This window comes from Marinobacter similis, from assembly GCF_000830985.1.
GTDB classification, from domain to species: Bacteria; Pseudomonadota; Gammaproteobacteria; order Pseudomonadales; family Oleiphilaceae; genus Marinobacter; species Marinobacter similis.
Map to the genome: position 1 here is coordinate 2108430 of NZ_CP007151.1, position 26007 is coordinate 2134436.

28 protein-coding genes and 5 pseudogenes are annotated in these 26007 nt (G+C 57.0%); 12 read left to right on the top strand and 21 right to left on the bottom strand.

Going from position 1 to position 26007, the window contains the following annotated elements; all coding sequences use genetic code 11:
• The first annotated feature begins 1 nt into the window (after position 1).
• Genes AU14_RS21345 through AU14_RS09775 form a run of 3 tightly spaced genes read left to right on the top strand, consistent with a single transcriptional unit; the run spans position 2 to position 1698 of the window.
• On the top strand, positions 2-580 hold the full coding sequence (locus AU14_RS21345; RefSeq protein ID WP_269079027.1) for a serine/threonine-protein kinase: 579 nt from the start codon (positions 2-4) through the stop codon (positions 578-580).
• Positions 580-1332 carry a Stp1/IreP family PP2C-type Ser/Thr phosphatase gene (locus tag AU14_RS09770; RefSeq protein WP_041340569.1) on the top strand — a complete coding sequence of 251 codons (753 nt, stop codon included), beginning with the start codon at positions 580-582 and terminating at the stop codon, positions 1330-1332. The genes AU14_RS21345 and AU14_RS09770 overlap by 1 nt, the downstream gene beginning before the upstream one ends.
• A 15-nt stretch (positions 1333-1347) precedes the next feature.
• On the top strand, positions 1348-1698 hold the full coding sequence (locus tag AU14_RS09775) for an FHA domain-containing protein (protein ID WP_041340571.1): 351 nt from the start codon (positions 1348-1350) through the stop codon (positions 1696-1698).
• Positions 1699-1719: 21 nt separating this feature from the next.
• Here AU14_RS09775 and AU14_RS09780 read toward each other — a convergent pair whose 3' ends face one another.
• The 3 genes and pseudogenes from AU14_RS09780 to AU14_RS09790 form a co-directional block, all read right to left on the bottom strand.
• A complete protein-coding gene (locus AU14_RS09780; protein ID WP_041340573.1) occupies positions 1720-2466 on the bottom strand; it encodes a glutamine amidotransferase in 747 nt (248 codons plus the stop codon).
• A gap of 26 nt (positions 2467-2492) precedes the next feature.
• Positions 2493-3223 (bottom strand): annotated as a pseudogene (locus AU14_RS09785) (YebC/PmpR family DNA-binding transcriptional regulator).
• A 241-nt stretch (positions 3224-3464) separates the two neighbouring features.
• On the bottom strand, positions 3465-3884 hold the full coding sequence (locus AU14_RS09790) for a hypothetical protein (protein WP_041340575.1): 420 nt from the start codon (positions 3882-3884) through the stop codon (positions 3465-3467).
• A gap of 278 nt (positions 3885-4162) precedes the next feature.
• Here AU14_RS09790 and AU14_RS09795 point away from each other — a divergent pair, with 278 nt between their 5' ends.
• Positions 4163-4495: a hypothetical protein gene (locus tag AU14_RS09795; protein WP_041340576.1), complete on the top strand. Its 333-nt coding sequence runs from the start codon at positions 4163-4165 to the stop codon at positions 4493-4495.
• A 99-nt stretch (positions 4496-4594) separates the two neighbouring features.
• On the opposite strand, the gene AU14_RS09800 is transcribed toward AU14_RS09795, so the two are convergent.
• Together AU14_RS09800 and AU14_RS09805 are read right to left on the bottom strand one after the other, a co-directional pair.
• Positions 4595-5023, bottom strand: a complete 429-nt coding sequence (locus AU14_RS09800; RefSeq protein ID WP_041340577.1) for an SRPBCC family protein — start codon at positions 5021-5023, stop codon at positions 4595-4597.
• Between the two features lie 142 nt (positions 5024-5165).
• Positions 5166-6038 (bottom strand): AraC family transcriptional regulator, encoded by an 873-nt coding sequence (locus AU14_RS09805; RefSeq protein ID WP_041340578.1) that lies wholly within the window; start codon positions 6036-6038, stop codon positions 5166-5168.
• A gap of 162 nt (positions 6039-6200) precedes the next feature.
• Between AU14_RS09805 and AU14_RS09810 the strand changes: the two are divergent.
• The 5 genes and pseudogenes from AU14_RS09810 to mmsB all read left to right on the top strand — a co-directional run bounded on the left by AU14_RS09810 (position 6201) and on the right by mmsB (position 11843).
• Positions 6201-7690: pseudogene (locus AU14_RS09810) on the top strand (CoA-acylating methylmalonate-semialdehyde dehydrogenase).
• 91 nt (positions 7691-7781) lie between these two features.
• A complete protein-coding gene (locus AU14_RS09815) occupies positions 7782-8948 on the top strand; it encodes an acyl-CoA dehydrogenase family protein (RefSeq protein ID WP_041340580.1) in 1167 nt (388 codons plus the stop codon).
• Between the two features lie 49 nt (positions 8949-8997).
• Complete coding sequence (locus AU14_RS09820; RefSeq protein WP_041340581.1) at positions 8998-9777, top strand: enoyl-CoA hydratase; 780 nt, start codon at positions 8998-9000, stop codon at positions 9775-9777.
• Between the two features lie 46 nt (positions 9778-9823).
• A pseudogene (locus AU14_RS09825) lies at positions 9824-10896 on the top strand (enoyl-CoA hydratase/isomerase family protein).
• Positions 10897-10956: 60 nt separating this feature from the next.
• Positions 10957-11843, top strand: a pseudogene (gene mmsB, locus AU14_RS09830) (3-hydroxyisobutyrate dehydrogenase).
• Positions 11844-11946: 103 nt separating this feature from the next.
• On the opposite strand, the gene AU14_RS09835 reads toward mmsB, so the two are convergent.
• From AU14_RS09835 to AU14_RS18635, 5 genes are all read right to left on the bottom strand, one after another.
• Positions 11947-12330: a cupin domain-containing protein gene (locus AU14_RS09835; protein WP_052472013.1), complete on the bottom strand. Its 384-nt coding sequence runs from the start codon at positions 12328-12330 to the stop codon at positions 11947-11949.
• A 175-nt stretch (positions 12331-12505) separates the two neighbouring features.
• On the bottom strand, positions 12506-13042 hold the full coding sequence (locus AU14_RS09840; protein WP_041340583.1) for a GNAT family N-acetyltransferase: 537 nt from the start codon (positions 13040-13042) through the stop codon (positions 12506-12508).
• Positions 13043-13086: 44 nt separating this feature from the next.
• Positions 13087-13812 carry an MBL fold metallo-hydrolase gene (locus tag AU14_RS09845; RefSeq protein WP_041340585.1) on the bottom strand — a complete coding sequence of 242 codons (726 nt, stop codon included), beginning with the start codon at positions 13810-13812 and terminating at the stop codon, positions 13087-13089.
• 237 nt (positions 13813-14049) lie between these two features.
• On the bottom strand, positions 14050-14433 hold the full coding sequence (locus tag AU14_RS09850; RefSeq protein WP_041343842.1) for a VOC family protein: 384 nt from the start codon (positions 14431-14433) through the stop codon (positions 14050-14052).
• 87 nt (positions 14434-14520) lie between these two features.
• Positions 14521-14826: a hypothetical protein gene (locus tag AU14_RS18635; protein WP_052472014.1), complete on the bottom strand. Its 306-nt coding sequence runs from the start codon at positions 14824-14826 to the stop codon at positions 14521-14523.
• On the opposite strand from AU14_RS18635, the gene AU14_RS19505 reads away from it, so the two are divergent.
• Complete coding sequence (locus AU14_RS19505; RefSeq protein ID WP_158498312.1) at positions 14809-14985, top strand: hypothetical protein; 177 nt, start codon at positions 14809-14811, stop codon at positions 14983-14985. The two genes, AU14_RS18635 and AU14_RS19505, sit on opposite strands and share 18 nt — an antisense overlap.
• A 284-nt stretch (positions 14986-15269) precedes the next feature.
• Here AU14_RS19505 and AU14_RS09860 read toward each other — a convergent pair whose 3' ends face one another.
• The 11 genes from AU14_RS09860 to AU14_RS09900 form a co-directional block, all read right to left on the bottom strand.
• Positions 15270-15656 carry a DUF6632 domain-containing protein gene (locus AU14_RS09860; protein ID WP_041340587.1) on the bottom strand — a complete coding sequence of 129 codons (387 nt, stop codon included), beginning with the start codon at positions 15654-15656 and terminating at the stop codon, positions 15270-15272.
• Positions 15649-16218, bottom strand: a complete 570-nt coding sequence (locus AU14_RS09865; RefSeq protein ID WP_041340589.1) for an OsmC family protein — start codon at positions 16216-16218, stop codon at positions 15649-15651. Before AU14_RS09865 ends, AU14_RS09860 begins: the two co-directional genes overlap by 8 nt.
• Positions 16219-16347: 129 nt before the next feature.
• Positions 16348-16731: a LuxR C-terminal-related transcriptional regulator gene (locus AU14_RS21350; RefSeq protein WP_236743954.1), complete on the bottom strand. Its 384-nt coding sequence runs from the start codon at positions 16729-16731 to the stop codon at positions 16348-16350.
• Positions 16665-17420: an alpha/beta fold hydrolase gene (locus tag AU14_RS21355; protein ID WP_236743955.1), complete on the bottom strand. Its 756-nt coding sequence runs from the start codon at positions 17418-17420 to the stop codon at positions 16665-16667. The genes AU14_RS21350 and AU14_RS21355 overlap by 67 nt, the downstream gene beginning before the upstream one ends.
• 289 nt (positions 17421-17709) lie before the next feature.
• Complete coding sequence (locus AU14_RS09875) at positions 17710-19212, bottom strand: choice-of-anchor I family protein (RefSeq protein ID WP_236743956.1); 1503 nt, start codon at positions 19210-19212, stop codon at positions 17710-17712.
• Complete coding sequence (locus tag AU14_RS21360; RefSeq protein WP_236743957.1) at positions 19206-19433, bottom strand: hypothetical protein; 228 nt, start codon at positions 19431-19433, stop codon at positions 19206-19208. The genes AU14_RS09875 and AU14_RS21360 overlap by 7 nt, the downstream gene beginning before the upstream one ends.
• A 233-nt stretch (positions 19434-19666) precedes the next feature.
• Positions 19667-20254: a hypothetical protein gene (locus AU14_RS09880; RefSeq protein WP_041340590.1), complete on the bottom strand. Its 588-nt coding sequence runs from the start codon at positions 20252-20254 to the stop codon at positions 19667-19669.
• Between the two features lie 70 nt (positions 20255-20324).
• Entirely contained in the window at positions 20325-21059 is a 735-nt protein-coding gene (locus tag AU14_RS09885) for a type 2 periplasmic-binding domain-containing protein (RefSeq protein ID WP_041340592.1), read from the bottom strand.
• 85 nt (positions 21060-21144) lie between these two features.
• Complete coding sequence (locus tag AU14_RS19060; RefSeq protein ID WP_094191194.1) at positions 21145-21579, bottom strand: GFA family protein; 435 nt, start codon at positions 21577-21579, stop codon at positions 21145-21147.
• A gap of 188 nt (positions 21580-21767) precedes the next feature.
• A complete protein-coding gene (locus tag AU14_RS09890) occupies positions 21768-22040 on the bottom strand; it encodes a hypothetical protein (RefSeq protein WP_041340594.1) in 273 nt (90 codons plus the stop codon).
• A gap of 568 nt (positions 22041-22608) precedes the next feature.
• Positions 22609-23253 carry a hypothetical protein gene (locus AU14_RS09900; RefSeq protein ID WP_041340597.1) on the bottom strand — a complete coding sequence of 215 codons (645 nt, stop codon included), beginning with the start codon at positions 23251-23253 and terminating at the stop codon, positions 22609-22611.
• A gap of 360 nt (positions 23254-23613) precedes the next feature.
• Between AU14_RS09900 and AU14_RS09905 the strand changes: the two are divergent.
• Both AU14_RS09905 and AU14_RS21365 read left to right on the top strand, forming a co-directional pair.
• Positions 23614-25534: pseudogene (locus AU14_RS09905) on the top strand (type VI secretion system Vgr family protein); the annotation flags it as partial.
• 102 nt (positions 25535-25636) lie between these two features.
• Positions 25637-25954: a hypothetical protein gene (locus AU14_RS21365; protein ID WP_236743958.1), complete on the top strand. Its 318-nt coding sequence runs from the start codon at positions 25637-25639 to the stop codon at positions 25952-25954.
• The last annotated feature ends 53 nt before the right edge of the window (positions 25955-26007 follow it).

Genomic DNA, 26007 nt, shown 5'->3' on the forward strand with positions numbered 1-26007 from the left:
CATGGACTATGCCCAGGGCCGCCCGCTCAGCGAATTTGGCAAGTCGGGCCGGCTGTTGCCGCTGCCGGCGGTGCTGGAGATCATTGCCCGGGTGGCCGATGCGCTGGCCTACGCCCACAGCCAGAAAGTGGTCCACCGGGATATCAAGCCGGGCAATATCATCTACAACCCGAATGACGGGGCCATCAAAATCACCGATTTCGGGATTGCCAAGATCTCCGACGACTCCCGCACAAAGACGGGCAGTGTCATGGGCAGCCCGCTGTACATGTCCCCGGAGCAGCTCAAAGGGCAGAAAGTCACCGGCGCTTCGGATATCTACAGCCTTGGGGTCACGCTCTACAAGCTTGTGAGTGGGGAGACGCCTTATCAGGGCGATACCCTGGCTAACCTGACCTATCAGATTCTGAACAAGCGTCCGCGCAGTGTGCGCGAATTCAATGCCGACATTCCCAATGGCGTGGTGCGGCTGATCAACAAGGCGATTCAGCGTGAACCGGACAAGCGTTTTGCGTCCGCCGCCACCATGGCCGAGGCGGTACGGCGCCTGGCAGTCAGGGAAGCCAGGGAGGTGTCGTAATGAACATAACGGTTGCAGGGCGAAGTCACACCGGAGCCGTCCGGGAACACAATCAGGACGTGGCGGTGTGGCAGGTTCGGGAGGACGCCTGTGCGGCCCTGGTGTTGGTGGCGGACGGAATGGGTGGCTATCAGGGTGGCGAAATAGCCAGCCGGTTGGCGGCCGAAGCGGTCATGGAATCGCTCACACCGAGACTGTTTTCGGGGGATCTGCACGAGCATGAGATGACAGCCCACGACAACCTGATGGCGGCATTCGCCCTCGCCAACCAGCGAATTCAAGATCGCCGGGCCGAAGACAGTCAGCTCGACAAGATGGGGACCACCCTGGTGGCGGCCTGGCTGGATGGCGCCAAAGCTCACATCGCCCACGTTGGTGATTCCCGGTGCTACCTGATTCGACAAGGGAAGGGCACCTGCCTGACCCGGGATGACACTGTGGTTCAGAACATGCTCGACGACGGCAGCATTACTGAGGCAGATGTTCCGAATGTGCCATTCAAGAACGTTCTGACCCGGGCCGTGGGTGCTATGGAGCCGCTGGAAATCAGCTACGCCCGACAGACCCTTGAGCCCGGCGACAGCCTCATGTTGTGTTCCGACGGATTAACCAATTCGGTGGCACAGCAGGAGTGGGAAGACATCTTGCAGCAGGCTGACAGTGGCGAGTCTGCGGTTGAAGCATTGATTGAGACAGCCCTGGACAATCTGGCATCGGACAACGTGTCCGTTGTGTTGTTGACCCTGAACTAAGCAGAGGAACCTGAGATGGCAACCTTTTCACAGCTGGTGGATAACGTGGTGGTAAACACGTTCGAGCTGGATCAACCCGAAACCCGGATCGGACGTCGTGCCGAGAACGATATCCAGATTGATGAGATCTCGGTGAGTGGTCAGCATGCGTTAATCGAGGCGGTGCCCAACGCCTACCTGGATAACACCATCGATTACTACATCACCGACAGTGACAGCACCAACGGCACCTTCGTGAACGACATCCGTCTGGAGAGCCGTCAGCGCCTGAACAGCAACGACATGGTTCGGGTGGGCTGGAACGAATTCCGCTTTGTTGACGAAGAAGAGAATTCCCTGGAGAAAACCGCCTACATCCTGGACTGAGGCTGGCGCTGTGGCCAAGGCTCAGCGCTGGCGGTTCATGATCAGGTTCGAGAAACGCTGCAGCAGGCTTGAGGCCACCGGCGCAGGCTCGGCGGCCGCCAACAGAGCCTTTGGGTCCAGGTTCTCAGCAATCAGCTCCGGGGCCTGGACATTCAGGTAGCCTTTCATAACCGTGTCAGTGAATTCCGGGTGGAATTGCACCCCCCAGGCACACTCGCCAACCCGAAATGCCTGATGCGGCTCGAAGTCGCTTCGGCCCAGCAGAACCGCGCCTGCTGGCAGCTTGAGTACCGACTGCTTATGGGTCAGCTGGGCCTTGAATGAGCCCGGTAGGGTGGCAAACAGTGGGTCAGCGGCGGCTTCGGCGGTCAGCTCAATGGTGCGGGTGCCGGTTTCCCGGCCTTTGGGATGGTAACCAACCTCACCACCCAGGGCGTGGGCCAAAAGCTGATGGCCGTAACACACCCCGAAGACCGGAATCTGCTGTTCAACCGCATCGGCTAGCCAGCGGGCCGTGTTCTCGCTCCATTCAGCGCGATCGCTGACCATGGCTGGCGAGCCGGTGACTACAATGCCATCCCACTGCTCGGGTGCACCGGGCAGCTCGCCCTGTTCCACATTGATGACCGTAAGCGCCAAGTTCGGCGACAGGCCACGAACGAACCAAGCCTCGAAATCACCGTGAACCTCCCGAATGCTGGGGTAGGTGGTTCCGGTCTTGAGGATGACAACCCGAGCCGGCTGGCTCTGTGGGCGTGGTTCGCTCATGTTGGGTTTCCTTGTAGGCCGGAGGCTTATTCGGCTTGTTCCGGCAGTTCGGCGTTGTGGAAAATATTCTGCACGTCGTCCAGGTCATTCAGCATGTCATAGAACTTCTCGAACAGCGGAATGTCGTCGCCTTCGACCGGTGTGGTGGTCTTTGGCAGGAACTGGATTTCGTCGGCGTCAAAATCGATACCTTCGAACGCATCGGTCAGCGCCTGACGGGCCTTGGCGTACTCGGTGTTCGGAGTGAATACTGTGATCAGGCCATCTTCGTTTTCGATGTCAGTCACGTCGACGTCGGCTTCCATCAGGCTTCCAGTACCGCCTCTTCATCCTCGCCCTTGAAGGCGAAAATGGCGCAGTGATCAAACATGTGCGACACAGTACCGGGGGTGCCGATCTTGCACTTGGTCTTGGTAAAGGCCAGGCGAACATCACCGAAGGTGCGGTTCGGGTTGTCGGTCAGGCAGTCCACGATCACCATGCAGTTTCCGGGGCCATAGCCCTCATACCGAGCCGCGGAATAATCTTCGCCGGCACCGCCCTTGGCTTTATCGATGGCCTTTTCGATGACGTGAGACGGAACCTGATCCTTCTTGGCGCGGTCGATCAGTCCACGCAGTGACAGGTTGCCGTCCGGGTCTGTACCACCGGATTTAGCGGCCATGTAGATCTCGCGACCGTACTTGCTGTAAACCTTGGTTTTTGCCGCGGCCGTCTTGGCCATGGATTCTTTGCGGTTCTGGTAGGCTCTGCCCATCTGCGCTGCCTCTTGTTTCTTATGAAAGGGCCGGATTTTACTCAACTAATCAGGCAGGGAACAGGCTTATTTGGTAAGGAGCGCGAAACGTCCGGAGACTATGATTAACTGGAAGTCGTTCCGTTTTCCGGAAAGCTTGTCAGCAGGGCTCTTGGGTAGGGCTATTAAGCAGTGTCTTAGGTGGGCCGCTGACCACAGAAAACCAACGGACCCTCCTCAAATTACGATTCATTGCGGCGGGTTATTGAACTTCGCCTTCCCCCTCCGACAGTGGATCATCCCTGTTCATTTCGGTTTCCATATCGCCCGATGACGGCTCTTCCCGGCCAGCGGCGGTGGCTGGCAGATCCTCGATATCCTCAAGATCCATTCCCTGGGACCTCGCGCGCTGGGTCATCCGGTCACGATGCAATGCTCGGTAAGCCTGACGCTGTTCGGCAGAATCCAGCCCCTCCATGCGGTCCTTGAACTCCTGCCTCTCTTCCGGCGTCATCAGCTTGTAGCCGGCAATGGGTTGGCCATCCAGATCTACCGCTCCGGCCTCGGTTTGAGTGGTGGCGGCTTCTTCCTGTCCCATTTTGCTATCGTCCGCCCAAACGCCAGCTAGTGGCAAAGAGCAAAGAACCGCGAGGGACGCTGCGTATAGCTTGATCTTGTTCATGATAGAAAGCTCCTTCTTGATGCCAATATCCCTGGCATAAGGAACTGCTTGAGAGACGGCGCACTGCGGATTTTCCGACGCCGATCGTCAAAGGATACTCCTGTGCCATGTAAGCCGTAGATGAAATTGCTGTAAGGAGATGGAGGTTTAATCTTCCGCGCGGTAACAAAGGCGCGTTCAGAGTGTCTCTGTAGTGGGGCCGTGCGAAGTTAACAGTGGTCCCCTCAGAGTAGTTCCCGTGGCCGGGGATAGTCGGCCTTAAAAGGGAGGGTAACTCGATGAAAAAACTGCTTATTGGATCCCTGGGCCTGGCAGTGTTGCTGCCTCTCACCTCGGCAACCGCTGACCAGTGGGAACGGCAGAAGGAACGCCAGCAAATGATGATGGACGGTCAGCCCGGCATGCATTCGGATGACACCATGATGCGGCGCCAGAGCCGTACCGGAATGGGTCATGAAATGAGGCTGGAGCCGGGTAGTCCTCGAACCATTGAGGATCTGGAAAACATGCCCCCGACGGCCGCAGGCCGGGAAGAGGGCGAAATGGACAAAAGACGGCAGTACAAGAAGCGGTCAGGGCACCGAGGAGAGGGTGGTGGGGGCAGCTACTAACAGCTCCTTTGGAAAAGCCGTTATGCGGCTTTAACAAATACCGTGGCAACAAGGGAACAGCCGTCCGGGGCCGTTCCTTTCCTATTATCCCCAGTCGATTCAAGCCAGTTCAGGCACCCGTTTAATGCCCCGGCGGATACCCTGTTCAAGGGTGGTGCTCACTACCTTGCCGGTAAACGGCACGATGTCGTCAAAACGGATGGTGTAACGGATCTGGGTGAGACCATCCGGGGTGTCGTCAAAGCGGATCCGGCCGAAGTGATTTTTGATCGGGCTCAGGCTGCTGATGGTGTACTCAATCAGCGAATCCGGCTCGAAACTCAGAATGGTTTCTTCCAGGCCAATGGGGCCGATACCGATCTTACGGACCGAACCGATGCCGTTGGGATCTGCCTGATCGCTGTCCTTGATGCGTTTCACCGGTGCGCCCAGCAATTGGCCAAAGCGCTTGTGGTCGGCAAACAGGGCGAACACCCGGCTGCGGGGCACATCAAAGGTTTCGTTGATTTCGATGGTATACGAGGCCATGGGGTCACTCTTGTTGTGCGTGATGTTTTGTTAGACGTTCTTTGGCTCAAGGGTATCCGTTTAATTTTTCGAACAAAAGTTGCCGAAATGGCAGATGGGACGTTGGCCCGAATCGCAGTGCTCAGTGCTCAGTGCTAGGCGTTCAGTGCCTCGCCGTGTGCCGATAATCCCGGGGCGATTGCCCCATCACTTTCTTGAACAGCCGGGAAAAATAGTAGGCGTCGTCATACCCCAGGCGCCGGCTAATGTCGGCGAAGCTGAGGTCACTGGTGTCCAGCATCTGGCACGCCCGCTCCACTTTCAGGTGTAAGAAATGTTGGATCGGCGAGCTGCCGGTCTGTTCCCGATAGCGGGTGGCAAAGTGCGCCGGTGACAGCCCGGCCAGATCGGCCAGCTGATCCAGCGAGATTCGTTCGTCCAGATGTTCGCGCATGTAGTTGTGGATGGTATCCAGCTCTGCCTGTTGTTCATGGCTGGTTTCATCGGCACTCAGGGGTACCGCTGCCATCAGCTGCCGCAGGCGGTTGGCGGCGTGAATCAGGCCCCGGGCCCGGAAACCGGTCTGGCGCACCGACAACAGCCCGTTGAAATCCACCAGCAACCGGGGCTGGCGGCCCAGGTGACGGATGCGGGTGTTGCCAAAGCCCATGTAATGGCGGAATTCCTCAGCCAGAGGCCCGGTGTAATGCACCCAATGAATTGTCCATGGGTTGTCGGGGTCCGAGGTGTAGCGGTGGTGGGCGCCGGCTGGGAGTAGCAACAGATCTCCCGGGCCTACGGTGTAGGGCTCGCCCAGCACGTTCAGGAACGCCTTGCCTTCGGTGCAGTAGATCAAAAGATAGTCGCTGTGGTGTTCCCGGTGCATGTGGTGCCCAACCGCGCGCCGGTAGTGGCCAAACGCCAGCGGGTACAGGTCCTGGGTGAGCGGGTGACTGGCCAGCAGTCGAATGATCGGGGCCGGTACCACGTAACGAACGCTGTCCTGGGGTACCGGCCACTGTGAAGTCTGGGGCATCGTAGTCGCCATAAGTCGAATGCGAGATCGAAAGATAGTCCATCAAGAGCGAAATTTAGTCAATCACCCTTGCGTGTGCACCATGCTAGTCTTCATTACATCGTGGTCGAAACCCGCGGGTTTTGGCTTGCTTCCCTCATAACAACAAATAGGGCCTTCAACATGAAAAATGTACCTCTGTACCTCGCTGGTGAATTTGTACAAAGCCAGACCCAGGATTGGATTGACGTTACCGATCCCGCCACCAACGAAGTAATCGCCAAGGCTCCGTGCACTACCCACGCGGAAATGGAGCAGGCCATCAAATACGCCGGCGAAGTCTTCAAGACCTGGAAAGAAGTGCCGGTGTCCGAACGGGCTCGGGTGATGCTTCGCTACCAGGCACTGCTGAAAGAGCATCACGATGAAATTGCCGAAATTCTGTCTAAGGAAACCGGCAAAACCTTTGAAGACGCCAAGGGCGATGTTTGGCGCGGTATTGAGGTGGTTGAACACGCGGGCAACGTGGCGTCCATGATGATGGGCGAAACCGTTGAAAACGTGGCCCGCGCAGTCGATACCCACTCATGGATCCAGCCGCTGGGCGTCTGCACCGGTATTACGCCGTTCAACTTCCCGGCCATGATCCCTCTGTGGATGTTCCCGATGGCGATTGCCTGCGGTAACACCTTCATCTTGAAGCCATCCGAGCAGGATCCCCTGACCCCGATGCGGCTGGCTGAGTTGTTTGAACAGGCCGGTGCACCGAAAGGCGTTCTTCAGGTTGTCCACGGTGGCAAGGAGCAGGTAGACACCCTGTTGAACGACCCGGCCATCAAGCGATTTCGTTCGTGGGCTCTGTTCCGGTTGGTCGCTACATTTACGAAACCGGTACCCGCAACATGAAGCGAGTCCAGAGCTTCGCCGGTGCCAAGAACCACATGGTGGTTATGCCGGATGCCGACAAACAGCAGGTGCTCAATGCCCTGGTCGGTGCCTCCGTGGGTGCGGCTGGCCAGCGCTGCATGGCGATTTCCGTCGCGGTCTTCGTGGGTGAAGCCCAGCAGTGGATTCCGGAACTGAAAGAAGCCATGGCCAAGGTGCGCCCGGGTGCCTGGGACGATTCCGGTGCCAGCTACGGGCCGATCATCAGCGCCAAGGCCAAGGATCGGGTTGAATCCCTGATTGCCACGGGCGAAGCCCAGGGTGCGAACCTTCTGCTGGACGGTCGCGGTTGCACCGTAGACGGTCTGCCCGACGGTAACTGGGTAGGTCCGACTCTGTTCTCTGGTGTTACCACCGAGATGGATGTGTACAACGAGGAAATTTTCGGCCCGGTACTGTGCTGCATGGAAACCGATACCCTGGGTGATGCCATCGAGCTGATCAACAACAGCCCTTACGGCAACGGTACTTCCATCTTCACTGCCTCCGGTGGCTGCGCTCGTCGCTTCCAACACGAGATTGATGTGGGTCAGGTGGGAGTTAACGTTCCCATTCCTGTGCCCCTGCCGTTCTTCTCCTTCACCGGTTGGAAGGGCTCTTTCTACGGTGACCAGCACGCCTACGGGAAGCAGGCCGTGCGTTTCTACACCGAAACCAAAACCGTCACTTCACGCTGGTTCTCCAGCGAGGCCAGCACCGAAGCGAACTTCTCTATCCAGTTGCGTTGAGTGTGTTGAAGGTGGGGTAACTTGGGCCGGAACCTGTTTCCGGCCCCCTTTTTCCCATCATTACCAGCCTACTTAGATCTGGAGTGATTCGATGGACTTTAACCTGACCGAAGACCAGCTGGCGTTCCGGGAAGCGGCACGTGCGTTCGCGGAGAAATCCATGGCGCCGCACGCGGCCAAGTGGGACGACGAGCATATTTTCCCCGTGGATGTGATGAAGGAAGCCGGTGAAATGGGCTTCATGGGCCTGTACACACCGGAAGCCCTGGGCGGCATGGGCCTGTCCCGGCTTGATACCTCGGTGATTGTCGAGGAGCTGGCCGCAGCCTGCCCCTCCACCGCGGCCTTCATCACGATTCACAACATGGCGACCTGGATGGTGGCCAGTTTTGCTTCTGATGACCTGAAACAGGAAGTGGTGCCCAAACTCGCCAGTGGCGAGTGGCTGGCGTCCTACTGCCTGACCGAACCCGGAGCCGGGTCCGATGCGGCCAGCCTGCGCACCAAGGCGGTTCGCGATGGTGACGATTACCTGATCACCGGTAGCAAGGTATTTATTTCCGGCGCCGGCAGTACCGACATCCTGGTGCTGATGGCCCGTACCGGAGCGCCAGACAGCGGCTCCAAAGGCATTTCCACCTTTGTGATCCCGGCCGACGCCGACGGCATCACCTACGGTAAGAACGAAGAAAAGATGGGTTGGCGTAGTCAGCCCACTCGCATGATAAGCCTGGAGAATGTACGCGTTCCGGCCTCTTATCGTGTGGGCGAGGAAGGCGACGGTTTTGCCATTGCCATGAAAGGCCTCGACGGTGGCCGCCTGAACATCGCCACCTGTTCCCTCGGTGGCGCCCAGGCGGCATTGGTGCGGGCCCGCAATTACATGCACGAGCGTGAACAGTTCGGTAAACCGCTGGCGGCCTTCCAGGCCCTGCAGTTCAAGCTCGCCGACATGGCGACCAACCTGGTAGCGGCCCGACAGATGGTGCGTTTGGGTGCGTTCAAGCTTGATAGCGGCGACACCGAAGCCACGCTGCACTGTGCCATGGCCAAACGATTCGCCACCGATGCCTGTTTCGAGATAGTCAACGAAGCCCTGCAGCTGCACGGCGGCTATGGCTACATCCGCGAGTATCCCATTGAGCGGTATCTGCGGGATTTGCGGGTGCACCAGATTCTCGAGGGCACTAACGAAATCATGCGTCTGATTGTCGCCCGTCGCTTGCTCGAAGACGGCGTGGCCGAAGCGATTCAATGAGGCGCTGCAAACAGAACCAAGAACACCGCAAGGAAAGGGGAGACAGACAATGAGCGATCTGATTCAGCTCGAAAAACGCGGACACATTGCGGTACTGACGATCAATAATCCGCCGGCCAACACCTGGACGGCGGAGTCCCTGCCGGCACTCAAGGAAACCATCCGTGAACTGAATGCCGACCGGAACATCTTCGCACTCGTGGTCACCGGCCAGGGTGAAAAGTTCTTCTCGGCCGGTGCCGACCTGAAAACCTTCGCCGACGGCGACAAAGCCCGGGCCAACCAGATGGCCCAGCTCTTCGGTGAGGCCTTTGCCGAGCTGAGCAAGTTCCGTGGCGTTTCTATCGCGGCGGTAAACGGCTACGCCATGGGCGGTGGCCTGGAATGTGCCATGGCCTGCGATATCCGCATCGCCGAAGAACACGCCCAGATGGCCCTGCCGGAAGCGGGTGTTGGCCTGCTGCCCTGTGCCGGTGGCACCCAGAACCTGCCCTGGCTGGTGGGTGAAGGCTGGGCCAAGCGCATGATTCTGTGCGGCGAGCGGGTCAAGGCCGACAAGGCCCTGCAGATTGGCCTGGTGGAAGAAGTGGTTCCCGCCGGCACCAGCCTGGACAAGGCACTGGCGCTGGCGGAAATGGCCTGCAAGCAAAGCCCGTCCTCAACAGCCCGCTGCAAGACCCTGGTGATGAGCGCCCGCGACGGCCGCAGCCACGACGACGGCTGGCGCATGGAGCGTGAACTGTTCGTGGAGCTGTTCTCCACAGAAGACCAGAAAGAAGGCGTGAACGCCTTCCTGGAAAAGCGCACACCGGACTGGAAAAACCGCTAACAAATTGCTGGAGAGCCGCTGCCGGGCAGCGGCTGAAGGAAATACTATGAGTGACCAACCCATTATTTTTGAAGAGTGGACTACCGGTGACGACGCACTGATCGCCGTGGCCCGCCTGAATACGCCGAAAGCACTCAACTCGCTCTCGCTGGAAATGATTCGCCTGCTCACGCCCCAGCTCAAGCGCTGGGCGGAAGATCCGCGCATTGGCGCGGTCTGGCTGGAATCTGAAGGCGACAAGGCATTCTGCGCCGGTGGCGACATCGTTGCCCTGTATCGGAGCATGACCGAGCCCCAGGGCGCCAGCGAAGGCGAAGCCTTTTTCACCGAAGAGTACGAGCTGAATTACCTGCTCCACACCTTCCCCAAGCCCATTGTGTGCTGGGGCCATGGCATCGTCATGGGTGGCGGCATGGGCATTATGGAAGGCGCCTCGCACCGTGTGGTTACTGAAAAGTCCAAGCTCGCCATGCCCGAGATCACCATTGGCCTGTACCCGGATGTTGCCGCTGGCTGGTTCCTGAACCGCACGCCTGGCCGTACCGGTATGTTTCTGGGACTGACCGGCGCACGTTTGAACGGCGCCGACGCTGTCTTTACCGGCCTGGCGGACCGCTTCATCAAGCATGAGCTGAAAGCCGATGTTGTTGCTGAGCTTTGTAAAAAGACCTGGCAGGGCGAAGATCCTCACGCCGTGGTTGGCAGTGTTCTGCGCCAGTTTGAGCAGCAAAGCACCGATGCCATGCCGGAATCGCCCATTCGCAGCCATTTCGACGAGATCAACCGGGTGACCGATGCCGATTCCCTGGAAGCGGTGGTTAGCCAGCTCAGTGAGCTGTCTGGTGGTGACAGCTGGTTGGGCAAGGCGACCAAGTCCCTGGCGTCGGCATCGCCCACGTCTCTGGCTCTGGTTTGGGGCCACCTGAATGGTTGCAAGCACAACAGCCTGAAGGAAGTTCTCGATAAGGAACTGGTGTTGTCGAAGAAGTGCCTGAGCAAAGGCGAGTTCGCAGAAGGCATCCGGCCCTGCTGATCGATAAGGATCATCAGCCACGGTGGCGCTACGCGTCGCTGGCGGAGATGGACAGCGCCTGGATGGACGATTTTTATAACGCATAGCCAAACGGCCACCAGCAGCGGTGGCCCACATAACCGACTAGAACAATAAGGAGAAGGGATATGGCAACGATTACCTTTATCGGCTTGGCAACATGGGTGGCCCCATGGCCAGCAACCTGGTGAAAGCCGGGCACGACGTCACCGTATTTGATTTGTCCAAAGAGGCGGTTCAGACACTGGTCTCCGAAGGCGCAAAAACCGCGGACACCGCCCATGAAGCGGCCCAGGGTGCGGAGTGCGTGATCACCATGCTGCCCGCTGGCCAGCACGTGGAAGCAGTGTACCTGGGTGATGACGGCCTGTTGGCGAAGCTGCCCGAAGGCACTCTGGTGATCGATTCTTCCACCATTGCCCCGGAAACGGCACGCGGTGTGGCTGAAGAAGCCACGGCCCGCAATATTCCGTTCCTGGATGCGCCAGTCTCCGGCGGTGTTGGCGGTGCCAAAGCTGGCACATTGACCTTCATCTGCGGTGGCGCCGACGATACCTACGCCAAGGCCAAGCCGATTCTCGATGCCATGGGCAAGAACATCTTCCATGCTGGCCCGCACGGCTCCGGCCAGGTCGCCAAGATCTGCAACAACATGCTGCTGGCGATCCTGATGGCCGGCACCAGCGAAGCGCTGGCCCTGGGCGTGAAGAACGGCCTGGATCCGGCGGTGCTGTCGGAAATCATGAAGCAGAGCTCGGGTGGCAACTGGGCGCTGAACGTTTACAACCCATGGCCGGGGGTGATGGAAAACGCACCTGCCTCGCGTAACTACGAGGGTGGCTTCCTGGTTAATCTGATGACCAAGGATCTGGGTTTGGCGTTCGACAACGCCGTGAAGAATCAGGCGTCCATCCCCATGGGCTCACTGGCTCGAAACCTGTTCTCGCTCCACGCAGGGCAGGGCAATGGCACGCTGGACTTCTCCAGCATCCAGCGCCTGTACAAGCCTGAATAAACCCGCACGCAAAGCGGTCCCCCGGGCACAGTAAACCGTGCCCGGGGTCTCTGTTCCTACCCCAATGGCCGTTAGTTCGTGCGGCCTATATCAACTTCGTAACTTATTCGTTACTGCACTGGGACAACCGGCTGCCAGACGCCTTCGATTCCACGATAACCGCGTGGGTTGGGGTGCTGCCCGTGTTCTCGCCGGTGTGGGTTTGTGCTGGTGACCAGATGACGTCGCCTGCGGCAAAGCTTCGGTTAATCACCTTGCCGCCCGGCAGATGAATCACCCGCTCAAACGGTGCCAGCGCATAGAGCACAAAGGCCGGGTGCTGGTGTTCCTGAGTGATCTGGCCGGGTTCGTCGCGATACTCAAGCACGCGGACACAGGCGTTTTCCAGCAGAACTTTGTACTTATCGCCGTCTGTAACAACTGGATCCGCGGCGAAAACAGGCAGGGCAAACGCAAGGACTGCGAGGGTAAAACCGTGGGTGCGCATAGAGACCTCCTGAACAGGCCAAAAGCCCGCTCGTCGCCTCTTCAAAGTCTAGGTGGTTTGCCCAGTGTCAGCGACGGTTCCGGATAATATTTTTGTGCTTGAAAGGTCACTACATAGTCCGTGGTTGGCTCTCTTTGACGTGGGGTGATTGTGGTGTCCGGCCTGATTGCTGGTCTTACCAAAGCGCCGGATCGTTGAATGCGTCGACGCAGCGGGCGACCCCGGGCAGGGGCTTAATTGCGGCGCCTGTCAGGGACAGGACCAGCCATCCCTCCGGATGCGATAATTCAAAAGGCGCTTTTGCTACCTGCTGAGAAACAGTCTTGAAACCCACCTTTGAATAATAGTTCGGATCGCCATAGGTGAAGACAAGTTCCACACCGGATTTACCCATTTGCTCCATGCCGAACCTGATAAGCCGTTGGCCGACGCCTTGGCCTTGATACTCTGTGCGAACGGCAACGGGGGACAACAAAACTGCTTTGGACGGGGCATCGAACTTTAGCGGTGTGAAGAATATACACCCGACGATTTCCTGGTTCTCAGAGGCAACAAAACCGAAGGCGTTTTCAGCATCGGTCTCGTCCATAAGTTGCTGCGCTAACTGCCCAACCAGAGCGCCCTCCGCTGAGCTGTCTGATTCGGAGAAGGTTTCGGTGAACAGCTGCTGAATTTCCGGCTTGTCGGATTCGCTGCAGAGTGAGAGCTTCATGCGCTGTAATTCTCTAGAACTTTGAGCTTTAAAAGCCCCCCAAATCAGGCAGACAGCGAATCAGCCAGGCTTCGCAGCAACTTCCCGCCATCCCCGCGCCACGCGCTCCCATGCATGCACGCGAGCGTGGTCGGCTGGGTAGCAGCCAAGCGCTCAAGCATCGCGTCAGCGTTTCGGGTGTGGGAGAAGTAATCCATCTTATGCCGGAAGGCTTCGCTGGGGCCCAGAATGTCGGATTCGGTGAGTGCAGGAAGCTTACTACCACCCTGGGTAAACAGATCGCCGCAGAGTAAGGTGCGAGTTGTCTCCTCAGTCAGAAAACCGCACTCCCAGGCATGCGGAAGGTGAGGGGCATCGAACCAGCGGACAGCATGGGTCCCCAGCGTAATCAACTCGCCATCGGCCATCGCTCGTGGGCTGCGATCGGCAAGGTCTTCGATGGACACCATCGCCGCTACACGCCCGCAAAGGGGCACCGCATGGGGCGCAACCGCAAGCCACTCGTTGAGAGATCCGCACTCATCGGACTCGACGTGTGAAAAGCCGATATACCTTAGCCGTTCAACCGGCAGGATGCTGGCGACTGCTTCCCGCACGAGCGGAAACATCTTGCGTGGCCCGGTGTGGAACAGCAGAGGTTCATCATCCAGGATCAGATACTGGTTGAACGAGAAGCCGCTGCCCGGGATTGAAACCGGGGTGTTGATTCGATAGATGCCGTCGGAAACCTCGTGAACATTGGTGCCCGATTCTCGGTTGGTGACACCCATAAGCCCTCCTTGCCATGCCGTCTATGTACAACCCAGTTTTTACCGTGCTTCCTTTCACCGGGCGTTGTTGTGTTAGGCGCACTCGCGGCCTGTTACCTGAGCATAGAAGGAAAAGCTGAAGGCAGCCACGGCCAAGCTTTTTGACTCGCCGATTGCTCATGAGTTTTATCTGGCGTAAAAATATCTTACCCGACTGCACTAACGAATCCGGCCATGGCAACCCATCTCTTCATGGTATCAGCCACCTCCCCCGTACGGCCGGGTGATCATCTCCATGAAATGCCCATCGGGGTCATCGAAATACACACCGCGCCCGCTATCGTGCCGGTTGATTTCGCCCGGAGACTCCTTTCCGGGATCCGCCCAATAGGGAATGCCTCGGCTACAGATTCTGTCGAAGCTTTCGTCGAAGTCTTCTTCATCAATCAGAAAGGCGTAGTGCTGCGGAGAAATTTCGCCGGTGGTTTCGTAGAAATCCAGGGACACGCCATTGTCCAGCTCGACCACAAGAAACGGCCCGTAACGGGTGGGGCTCGCAAGACCTAAGATTTCAGTGAGGAAGGCTGCCGACTTCTGCTTGTCGCGGCACCAGACGATGGTGTGGTTCAGTTGCACGCTCACGTTGAACCTCCTTTTTTGTTCAATGCCGGTCACTAACAGTAGTAGCAGATAGGCAGGGAAGCAGAAAATCTGTCGGCTGAAGCCCAATTAAAGGCGGTGTCGGCTCATTAAAATGTCATAGATCTCATGCACCGCTGCCACTTCCTTGTCCGGGCCGCTGAGGCCCTCAACATCGTTCTGTTCCAGCCGTTCCCTCAACTCCGGGTTCACATTCCTTTCTAGCCAGCCTGCCACCAATCGCAGGAGCTTTCTTTCATCCGGCCCGCCGGTTGAGGGCCAGTAGAAATAGGGCACCAGTTTGGGATTTCTGATGTAAAAGGCCGGGAAGGATTCCCGGTCACTCTCTGCGTCGCCCCGAACACCAAAGTGAAATTCGTGGCCGTCTTTGTCCACGAAGGCGGCAGAGATGGATTCGCCATCTGCTCCGACGGACGCAGAGCTGAGGGTGATCGGCTGTTCCAGATCGGGCAGGGCGGTGATGTAGTACTGGAAGACGATGCCTGCGAGCAGGATGATGATCAGGGTGGCGAGTGCTACGGATTTGATGGCTGAGTCCTTACCGGTGGTGTTGAAAATAGGCGGTGTTAATCAGGTGGTCAGCTTAAATCATTTGCCCGAAGGATTGAGTTCTTTCGCATAAACATGCGTCGTTTTTGTGAGCTCAAAACCGATGGAGGGGTAAAACTCATGAGACTCCAGGCGAGTCACATTGGAGCGAACAACAAGCCGCGACAGACCTGAGTCCTTAGACCAGTCCTCGACTGCATTCACCAGCAGCTTGCTTATCTTTACGCGCCCTGAACTCCAGGGCGCGAGTGCTTTAAGTAATGGGTCTCTTACGAGGCTGGCGCCTCTTTTGGCATCAGATACCACAGAGCAATCGCGACCAGAAAAAGGGCAGGTACATCGCCTGCCAGATTAGCGTGTTCTGTTTCATCAACGATGGCCTGCACGAACATGATCCCGCCATGAACAATGCTCGACCAGACCGTGAACCAGATCAGGCTAGCGTTGGCCAGTGGGTCCTTCGCCGCAAGAACGAGGAAAATGCCCAGCGTGACATACATCCCCATGATCATTTGTTCGTACTCGGGTTGCCTGGGCTCCCATGCCCAACCGGAAGGCCATACCCACATCATCATCGGATAGATGCCTGCGATGAAGATGATACCCACCACCACAAGCGCAACTTTCAAAGACCGGAGTTTCAGTTCGTTATTCATGGGGTGCCTCCTGATCCACATGCCAGAGTGTCTTCACATCAACCCCGGGCCGGATGGTCTGCATGACCACACAGCAGGCTTCAGCGTACGTCATCAGAGACTTCAGTCGGCTTTCATCGGTATGCGTAGCGAACTGCAGCCACACATTGCACTCCATGCTCTGAAAACCCACCGGCACAGACATATCCACCATAAGCGAGCCCCGCACATCGCATTTAGCGACCACGGCCACCTCGATATCCGCAAGTTCAATATCCAGCCATTGCGCGATCATGCGCGTGGTCGAGAGTAGACACGCCGCCAGTGACGTGCAGAGTAGATCCCCCGGATTCGGAGCATCGTGATACCCGCCAACCGCCTCATGAATACCGAATGACCATCGCTTGCCGGCGTTGTTCGGGGGCTCGAGTTCGCCGTGAAAAGGGTCGGCACCGTCACCAATCACCGCCCGGCCTTCATCTTGTATCCATGCCGCATCCGGATCTTTGCGGTAGCGTTGCTGCAAAGGCTTCTGACGAGTGGGAACCAGCCTTGGTTCAATGTTCGCGGTAGATGCTTTCATGATCTGACTCCTTCAGTTTGAGGCTTATAGCTTCAAACTACGGCACAACAGGAGCCCGGGGCATGAGGCAGGTGTCCCGATTGGATGAAAAAAACAGCGGTTAGCCGGGACAAAGGTCCCGGATGACGATCATTCCGCGCCAAAGCCATGCTCCCGGCCCTGCACGATCAATTGTGCACGGGTAGGGATATCGAGTTTGCCGCAGATGGCACTGACATGATTGCGTACGGTTTTTGCCGCGATCGACAGAGCATGGGCGATTTCTGCATTCGACTGCCCCTGGGCCACCAGATTGAGCACCACCCGCTGGCGGCTCGTCAGCTCACCAATCCACGGCACGGCCTGATTCCCCGGTGTCGTCGGCTCTTCTGCAAGAAAGCGGCGAAGCTCCCCAACGAAAACCGGCCAGGAACTGTCTTCAAGCTGCAGTATGTGGTTGGCGCCCTTCAGCGGTAAAAAGCGCGCTTCCGGTAGTTGGGAAGCCAGGCTGCGACCCAGCTCGAAAGGCACCATGCATCGTTTTCAACATGGGCGACCAGAGTTGGGGTATGGATATGCGGGAGAATGTCGCGGACGTCAATCTGGTGAAAACCGCGCCACAGACGCACCGCATTTTCGGGTGAGGCCGTGGTTTTTTGCAGCTCGTCCCACCAGGCAATCTGTTTGGTGTCATGGCCAGGGGACAAACGGCGGGCAAACAGCTCCCGGAAGGCGCCGGTTTTACGTCCCCAGCCCACCTTAATCATGGCGGCCAACGCCTCCGCCTCCTCGCTGTTTCGTTCGCTGGCTCCCGGCGTAAACGCCCCGTTGGTATACGCGTTGTATAGCACCAGCTTATTGACCCGTTCCGGATGTCGGAATGCGTAGAGTAGGGCGATGGGCCCACCCTGGCACAGTCCAATCAGTGAGAAACGCTTCCACCCCAGGCTGTCAGCCACTGCCTCAAGATCCCTGAACCAGGCCTCGAGGCCCTGTTCGGCAACATCATGATCGGACAGCCCGCTTCCACGAATATCGAACCGGGCGAGGGTGTGCTCGTGGGTCAGTTCTTGCAACCAATGCTGCCATACAGGGCTGCCCCAATCGCGTTCCACATGAGTCAGCCAACCCCCTACGCGAATAAGCGGGGGGCCACTACCGGCAACGGCGTAGGCAATACGGACACCGTCCGATGTGGTGCAGAAACTGATTTGCTGTCTCATAGGCTATCTTCGCGCCAGAGGAGGGGGGATTACTGCATCGAGAAAAATCTGGTTCTGGAAAGCTGAGCTCAGAGAGCGAGTAGGATGTAATGAGTCTAGCAGAGCCGTTCATTGTGGCTGCCAGAGGGGAAGAAACCTCACCACGCATTGCAGTTCTGGATGCACTCAGGGGCCGCCGGGCGTAGTGAGCCTTGCCGCTGCACTGTCGTAATTGTGTACAAAAAACGCGCCGGGGCTGTTGTCAACCGGCGCGTCAGGGAGTGGTGCTTTTTGGAGTTTTAGCTTTTTCTTAGTTGGCTGTCAGCTCAATCACATCAATCCCATACAGGGTGGTTGTCCCACTGACTTCATTACCTACCGCCAGCATCGGTTTGCTGTTTGGGCTGCTGCCTGCAGGGATAAAGGCCAGGCCTTCGGGGCCCAGGTCGCCCGCCATGCCGGCTTCCAGTTCGGTCTGGCTTGCGCTGAAGTCGCGGTTGTTGATGTACTGCACAAACTCCGGGCTCTGCGGGTTGGAGACGTTGTACACCATAATACCGCCTACGCGTTCCAGGCCGATGAAGGCGAAGGTCTGGCCGTTGATTTCACCCACGGTGATGGCCTCCGGCTCCGGGCCTTTGTCGTCAGATCGGGCGTCTGCATCGTTTTCATCGTTGGAGGCATTAAAGCCTTCTGGAATCAGGCTGGCGGTGATGCGCTCGAACTCGCTGCCGCTGTCGAAGACACGCTTGCCATCGGCAGACCAGATGCTGAAGGAGCGAGCGCCGTAACCGTAAAGGGTGTCGTACTCGCAATTGTTCTCCACATGGAATACCACGTCGTCGATATCAATCTGGGAGTCACTATTCAGGTCGCCCAAGTCAGCGGGAAGCTGGGAGGCGTTGCAGCCGTTGCTCGAACCCAGGGTAGAGGTAATGCGGAGACGGCCCAGGTTCTCATCATCCTGCAGCCCGGCGATACCAGCCAGTGCACCGGTCAGGGTCAGGTCGCCTACCCGGAATTCCTCAGTCCAGGTGTCGTAGTCCCGGGCATCGCCCTCATTGGCGGTGAGGTAATAGGTTTTGCCGTTGTAACCATAGCTGGCGATGGAATCCGGGTTGTACATGCCCTTAACCGGCCAGTTGCGGATATTGATGCCACTGTCGCGGTTGCTGGCGTCCAGCTCGTTGCCGATCAGGTTGTAGTCTTTGAAGCCCAGCGGAAGGATGGCGGTGATTTCACCGGCGGCGATGTCCAGCTCGGCCACGGCGTTATTTTCCTGCAGGGCGACCCAGGCGGTTTGATCATCAATGGATACCGCGATGTACTCCGGCTCCATATCCTGGGCCAGTGTGGCATTTGGGCCAAATACGCGCAGGCCGGCGGTTTCCAGTGTTGCCTGTTGGGCGTTGAACGATGTGAAACCGGCGGTGGTTACGGTGGCGGAGGCAACGCCGTTAGAGAGGTCAATGATGTTGACGGAGCCTTCCGGATCGATACTGTAGTCGTCGTTGGGCTCGCCCTCGTTGGCCACCAGTACTTTCTGGCCGTCGCGGGTGAAAGTCACCATGTCTGGAAGTGCGCCTACGCTGGCTTCGCCGACTTTATTCAGGTCAGTGGTGTTGTAGAAAACCACCTTGCCGTTGTCCTGCTTTACGTTGGCCTCTATGGCGACAGCCACCAGATCGCCGTATACGGCCACGCTGTTAGCAGAGGCGCCCTCAGCCGTGGCGTCGATGGTGCCAAGCAGGGTGGGCACCTCCGGGTCATTGATGTCCAGCACGTCCACGGTGGAGTTATTGGCGTTCACCACAAACAGGCGCTGGTTGGCGGCGTCGTGGGCGACAATTTCCGCTGCGCTTTCATCAAACGAACCGCTGGCGTAAGTGCCAGTACGTTCATTTCGATCAGGGTCTGGCTGGTGCCGTTTGTGCCATCATCGCCGTCGTCGGTGCAGCCGGCAAGGACCACCAGTGAGCTGGCCACGGCCACTGAGATCAGGGTTTTGCGGAAGGTGGGTGTGCGAAATTCCATAGTCGCCTCGGGTGTGAGTGAATCAGTCGATGTATATGTCGTGACTCAACACACTAGAGCTGACTAATGACGGTTCTGCGTCAGCTTTGCGACAGTTCCAATACAGATAGGTGACAGTGCTGGCAGGGAAAGCCGGTTTCCCGTTATGACGTTCCTACCGCGGAAAAAACATCCCTTGGCTCAGCACTGAAAGCGAGGCACCAAAAGAAGCGCTATAGCATTGCTTGCGGTTTTCAGGCGCGCACTTCCCTGCGACGGTAGCCAATAAAAATGAGCAAGATTAGACAGGCGATACTAACGGACAGCGGGAAGAGCACCGTTGTTAGCGAATAAGTCTCCAAAGCCAACAGAGCAAAGACGTTTCTTGCCATAAACAATGTAAAGAAAAGAATGTTTTCCTGGTGAGGGGCGTCATAGGCTTTACGAATTGTGGGCCCAAAACCAAGCAGGTCGACGGTTGTAAGGACGACCACAGCCCACAACGGGTTTGACGTAAGGTACCAAAAGGGAAGCGACGCCAATGCCGATAGAAAAAACACCCAATCCGTTTTCGTTATCGAGATATCCGAACGTTTTACGAACGCAAGAAAAGCAATGAAAACGGCAATGGCTCCTGAAACACCAATCGGCCAGGCACCAATACCACCTTTGGCTTCAACTTGAGCAAAGAAGACGATCGATGTCGTCGTCCCCCAAATAACCCAGGAGAATACATGCGGCTTTGTGGCTCCCGACAGTATCGAGAATATATAGGGCACGAAGGCGACAAAGGTGAGCGCTATCGCTAAGCCACTAAATGCCAGCTTAAAACCTGAATCCATAACTTACGCTTAACGTCTGAAGTGAGCCATCCTGGCAAGAGCGTCTGGCGGCCATTGGCCGCCACCTTCCCTAATTGTCCGGCTGAATCGAGGTGTGCGTGTCCGGCGGCGGAAGTTTGGGCAACATGGCCTCCACGTCAACCGTGTAAGTAGCGAAAAAAGCTTCCGCCGCTTCAATCAGAGCCGCCTCGGTTTTGAGGATACCAAGATAGACCGGCCATTCGGCGTCGATCAGATCCGTGCTGTAACGTTCCGAATCGACTTCCACCTGCAGCGCCATAAACCGGAACTCCATTTCGTTCATAACGATGAAATCGCACCGTTTACGCAGAAACATGCCCAGCATCTGCTGGGCATTGTACCCGTCATGGCGGACCAAGTCGGTTCCGATCCGCCGCTCAAGTCGATCACTGTAAACAAACCATTTGCGCAGACAGATGTTGCCCTGAAGGTCATCGAAGGAGTCCGGTCGTCGGCCAGTCTGAGCGAACACTCGGTCACGCCAGATTAACACCGGTCCGACAGCATGCATCCGGTCCGGCATCCAACGCGGGTTGGCGAAAACCGCGTTAGCTAGTCCTTTTTCCAAGGCCCAGGCATGGCGTTTGCGCGCCATAGGGCGGAAATCAGCTGCGATACCCGTCTCCACCGTAAACTCATTAATCACCTCGACCAGAATGCCCTTGTTAAGGTTGTCACCATAATAAAACGGCAGGAAGCCCTGATCCGACCCCATAATCTGGAGCGTTTGCGATGAAACTGGAAGGAACCAGAATGCTGAGATGATCAGCAGGACTATTCTCACTAGATTGCCCTCCCAGTAATTGATCGGGGGTAGTCAGAAGGGTGCATGGCCTTGTTGGGCGCTCCAATATGTGAGTGTTCCGATGCTACTCAGCAATACTTTCGCCAGAGCCACCCATTTCTTCAGGGACATCTTTTAATTTGGTAATGCCATCGTGGATACGCAAAACAGCTTCTTGGTAATGCACATGGACGTCAGCTACAAATGGAAAGCTAGGTATCACTGCGGCATATACATCAACTAACCCCATCGACGGATGCTCAGTAAAAATATGCCCTCCGCACGTTTTACACCATTTTCGGTGGCTTTGAGGGGTCTTCGCGTAGGTCCCAATATTGTCGGTACCCTGAGTGATGTTCACTGATTCAGGCTTCCACAAAGTGAATGCATTTACTGGCCCGGCTGACCAGCGCCGGCAAGATTCACAATGGCAATAGCCCATGGCGGCAGGATCGCCAGAGACGGTCAATTTGACCGAACCGCAGAAGCAACTGCCAGTGTGCGTTTGTTCATTGCTCATGATGCACCTCCTACCTTTTCGTTCAGCCTCACGAAAGTCTGGCTGCTCCTAAAAGTGTAGAAGTTCTCCTGCCTGGACGCCCAACGCCGAAATAAGCGCCCTGACAAGGCGTCCGGTGAAGGGCCGCCAGGCCCGAAACGTACTACAACTACTTGTTAAAGGCTTTTGTAGGAAGCGCTCGGTAATCACTACAACCCCGACAATATTGTCTGGAAGATGCTCGCAACTGTCAGGAATCCGCCAATGACGATCAGTCGTCTTCGAGAGAGATCGATCCCCTGAATCAGAACAAAGGTTCCGACCGCGCCGCTGAAAAAGCCTCCGCTGAACAGGGAACCACCGACTGCATAAACAAACAGCAAGTAAACGACTGCCAGTAGATACAGCAATACTCGTAACGGCTTGAACTCAAAACGCTTGTAGTAGGCTTGGTCTACTGGGGATAGGTCTTCCTTGTTCACCGAAAACTCCCTTTAGCCTTAAACGCCAGAATTAAGGGGCGCCCGAATAGGGCGTCCGGTGGACGGCCGCTAGGCCGGGAACGAACTTGAATGATTGGTTAGGCATTTTTCAGTCTCCCGCTCCGCACGGAGCTGCCGGTAATTTGCCTGTCAGAGTTCGCTGCCATGCAGTGGCAACCTCTTGGGAACTGAATGCTCCATGTAAGTCCCCATTAGACATTGGCCCCAATATTGTCGCCCTCAAGAACTCCTGATCACCGACAATAATTCGGCTCATTCTGCCAATGTTTGCTTCAGTGAACCTCTCAAAACTTGCGGCGCCAATCTCTGTCAACTTTGCGTGAACCGGCCATTCATTCTCGATCTGTGTACCTACTGCCGATTGCTGCACGTAAGCCGAACACAAGTGAAAATTTAGCTCAGTCTCTGCTAATACAGCACCGGGGGTAAGCAGCAAAAGGGTTGCGATCCATTTCATCATCACGATTGCCTAACGCCAGCCATAAGCGGCGCCCTGACAAGGCGTCCGGTCGAGGGCCGTCGGCCCGGAACAACCTTAATGGCCTTGTTAACCTTTTTTGTCGATGTGTGGTCTCAACCAAGCCTCGAACTCGGAAACCGCAGCTTCGATTTTCGGCGTGAAGTTATCATGCCGCGAATTGGAGCCAAGATGGTAAAGGATTGAATGAGACTCCCTTTTCTCAGCTTGCGATTCCCATTCTTGCGCAAACCCCGGTGACTTTTTTGATTCGATAAACTGCTGTACTGCAACAAGCAGTTCAGCACGACACTCCCTAAGTGCCATTATTTTTTCCTGATACTGCCCGCCCCACTCGACCTGAGCATCTAGGTGTAGATCCTCTAGCTCGCGGAACGCTGACTCTAAAACCTTCCAGCGCGTTTCATAGACGTGAGCAGTACCCTCGTAACGATGCTCAGCGATCAAGTGACCGTTTTTGTCTGTCATTTCTTCAGGGTACTCAAACTGGTATATGACTATATTTCGGACATGCTTAAATCCATCTCGCACACGAAATACGGCTTTAAGCAAAGCTTTAGCTAAATCGTATTCTGATTTCCCTTTGATCTCTCTGCGCCAAGTATTTAGTCCCAAATAGGCAAAAAGTGCTACCAGTCCTGCTGACACACCAACGACGGACTCCTTGAGCAAGGGTAGCCAAACATGTATTGCAGGAATTGATTGTTCTTCCATGTAACCTCAGATGATTAACAGCGTATTCAACGAACGCGTTCGTATAACATTCGTTCGCAAAACTCCATTTTCGGATGCCCTGTGCCCAGCAATATCGGCTTTTCAGTCAATGCCCTGACGTACCCAAAGCAACCACCGTCCGGATTTTATGCGCCCACCCCCGATCAGGTTTCGATAGCCAAAGGGGCGTATAACTCCAGCCTTCAGTGCCACCGAGTGCTCAGATTCAGTGTTCGCGCGTTGCTTCAGAGGTGCCGTGCTGGTAATTTTCAGCCCAGTTTCACCGGGTAGGGTAGCCAAGGATTTGGCGTTGCGCGTAACCCGGTGAGCACATCGTTAATGCTTCAAAGGATTGAAGGCATGCCTCAGGCAAATGGATTGCAATTCACCGCTCGTGTCGGTGAGTTTCCCTCAGAAGTTTTTTCTGTCGTCGGCTTTGCGCTGACCGAAGCCCTTTCCGAGTTGTTTCATGGCCGCTTGCAGCTGGCGAGCACCGATCCCGCTATTGGCGCCGCGGATGTGCTCGAGCAGCCGGTTGAACTGATGGTCTGGCAGGATGGGGAGCCGCTGCGGCGCTTCACCGGTGTGGTCAGTGAATTTGTCCGGGGCGACTCTGGCCATCGCCGAATCCGCTATGAACTGGTCATTCAGCCGCCGTTGTGGCGGTTGGGGCTGATGCACAACAGTCGAATTTTCCAGAAGCAACGTCCCGACTCCATTGCACGCACACTGCTGGAAGAGCGGGGCATTGTGGATTCAGTGTTTGAACTAAAACGCGAGCCGGCGGAGCGGGAATACTGCGTTCAGCACCGGGAAAGCGATCTGGCGTTTCTGGAACGGCTGGCGGCAGAGGAAGGCTGGCATTTCCGCTATCAGCATGGTTCAGTAGACCGCAGTGCATCGGCTGGGCTGATTTTTTCCGACCATCACGCGATGCGCCGGTTCTGGTTTCGGCCGAATATAACGCCTCTGCGGGTGGCAGTCACCGGCAACGGTCGGTGTTCAAGTTCCGCTACCAGGAACGCGTGCGCGCCGCTTCCGTTGCGCTCAAAGACTACACCTTCAAGAATCCCGCCTACGCCCTGATGCACGAGCAGGGTGCCAGCTCCCCTAACCACAGCGACGATTACCAGCACTTCGACTACCCGGGCCGGTTCAAGGCTGATGCCAGTGGCCAGCCATTTACCCGGGCCAGATTGGATGCGCTTCGAAATGACGCTAGCACCGCTCAGGGCGAAAGCAATCGCCCGGACTTCGCACCGGGCGCCAAGGTTGAGCTCACTGACCATGACCAACCGACCCTGAACCGAGACTGGCTACTCACTGCCGTTATCCATCGCGGGCAGCAGCCGCAGGCGTTAGAGGAAGAGGGCGGGTCGGAACCGACCACTTATCACAACAGCTTCAGCGCCATCCCCGCGAACCTCACCTGGCGCCCACAGTGTGTTCATCGCCCCATCATGGACGGCCCGCAGATCGCCATCGTCACCGGCCCTGAGGGTGAAGAAATCCACTGTGACGAACACGGCCGGGTCAAGGTGCGCTTCCCCTGGGATCGTTACAGCCAGAACGATGAACACAGCAGTGCCTGGCTCCGTGTCAGCCAGGGCTGGGCCGGCGGGCAGTATGGTTTTATGGCGTTGCCCCGGATCGGCCATGAAGTGATTGTGTCCTTTCTGGATGGCGACCCGGATCAGCCGATCATCACCGGTCGCACCTATCACGCCACCAACAAACCACCGTATTCATTACTAGAGCACAAAACCCGCACAACCCTGAAAACCCAGACCCACAAGGGCGAGGGCAGCAACGAATTACGATTCGAGGACGAAGCGGCCAAGGAGCAGATCTACATCCACGCCCAGAAAGACCTGGACCTGCTCACCGAGCACAACCGCACCGAAGTGATCAAGAACGACAGCCACTTCACCGTGGATAACAACCGGTTCGAGCGCGTGGGTGGCAACAGTCACAGCACGGTAGAAGGTGAGGGCAGGGAGCGCATCGGTGGCGATTTCAGCCACACCGTGGGCGGCAGCCACCACAGCCATCAGGCCGAGCCCAGCTCATCGAGGCAGGCCGCGAGATTCATCACAAGGCTGGTATGAACATCGTGATTGAAGCGGGGGCGGAGGTGACTCTGCAGGCCGGGGGCAGTTTTGTGAAGGTGGACCCGAGTGGCGTGACGGTCTCTGGACCGCTGGTGCGGATGAACTCCGGCGGTGCGCCGGGCAGCGGTACGGCTGCCGCTGCCCAGTCACCGGAAGCCCCTCAAACAGTAGCGACATGACCCGACAGTAACGTCCCAGTGATGCGAACGGTTGTCAGGAAGCGTAAAGTAGGAACCTTACAACCTTTTTAACACAGGGACGACTCGCTCACCGTGGACGAAAATAACGCCGACAGCTCTCACAACAACGCTTCTGATAACCCAGACCACAACGCTGACACTGCCGCGGATGCCGGGCCTCGCCCGTTAATCTCATCCGAATTATCGACGCCCATTTACGGCCTGTTCGCGCTGGGTATTCTTTACACTCTGTATGTGGCACACCAGATTGTCCTGCCCATTATTCTGGCGATTCTGACCAGCCAGTTGCTGTCGCCGGTGGTTAAGAAGCTCTACGTGGCCTTTCGGGTGCCGCGCATGGTGAGCGCGTTGTTACTGGTGCTGATGGTGCTGGGCGGCATTGCGGGGTGACCTACGCGGTGGCATCGCCGGTGATGACCTGGGCGGAAGAGGCGCCCCAGGGC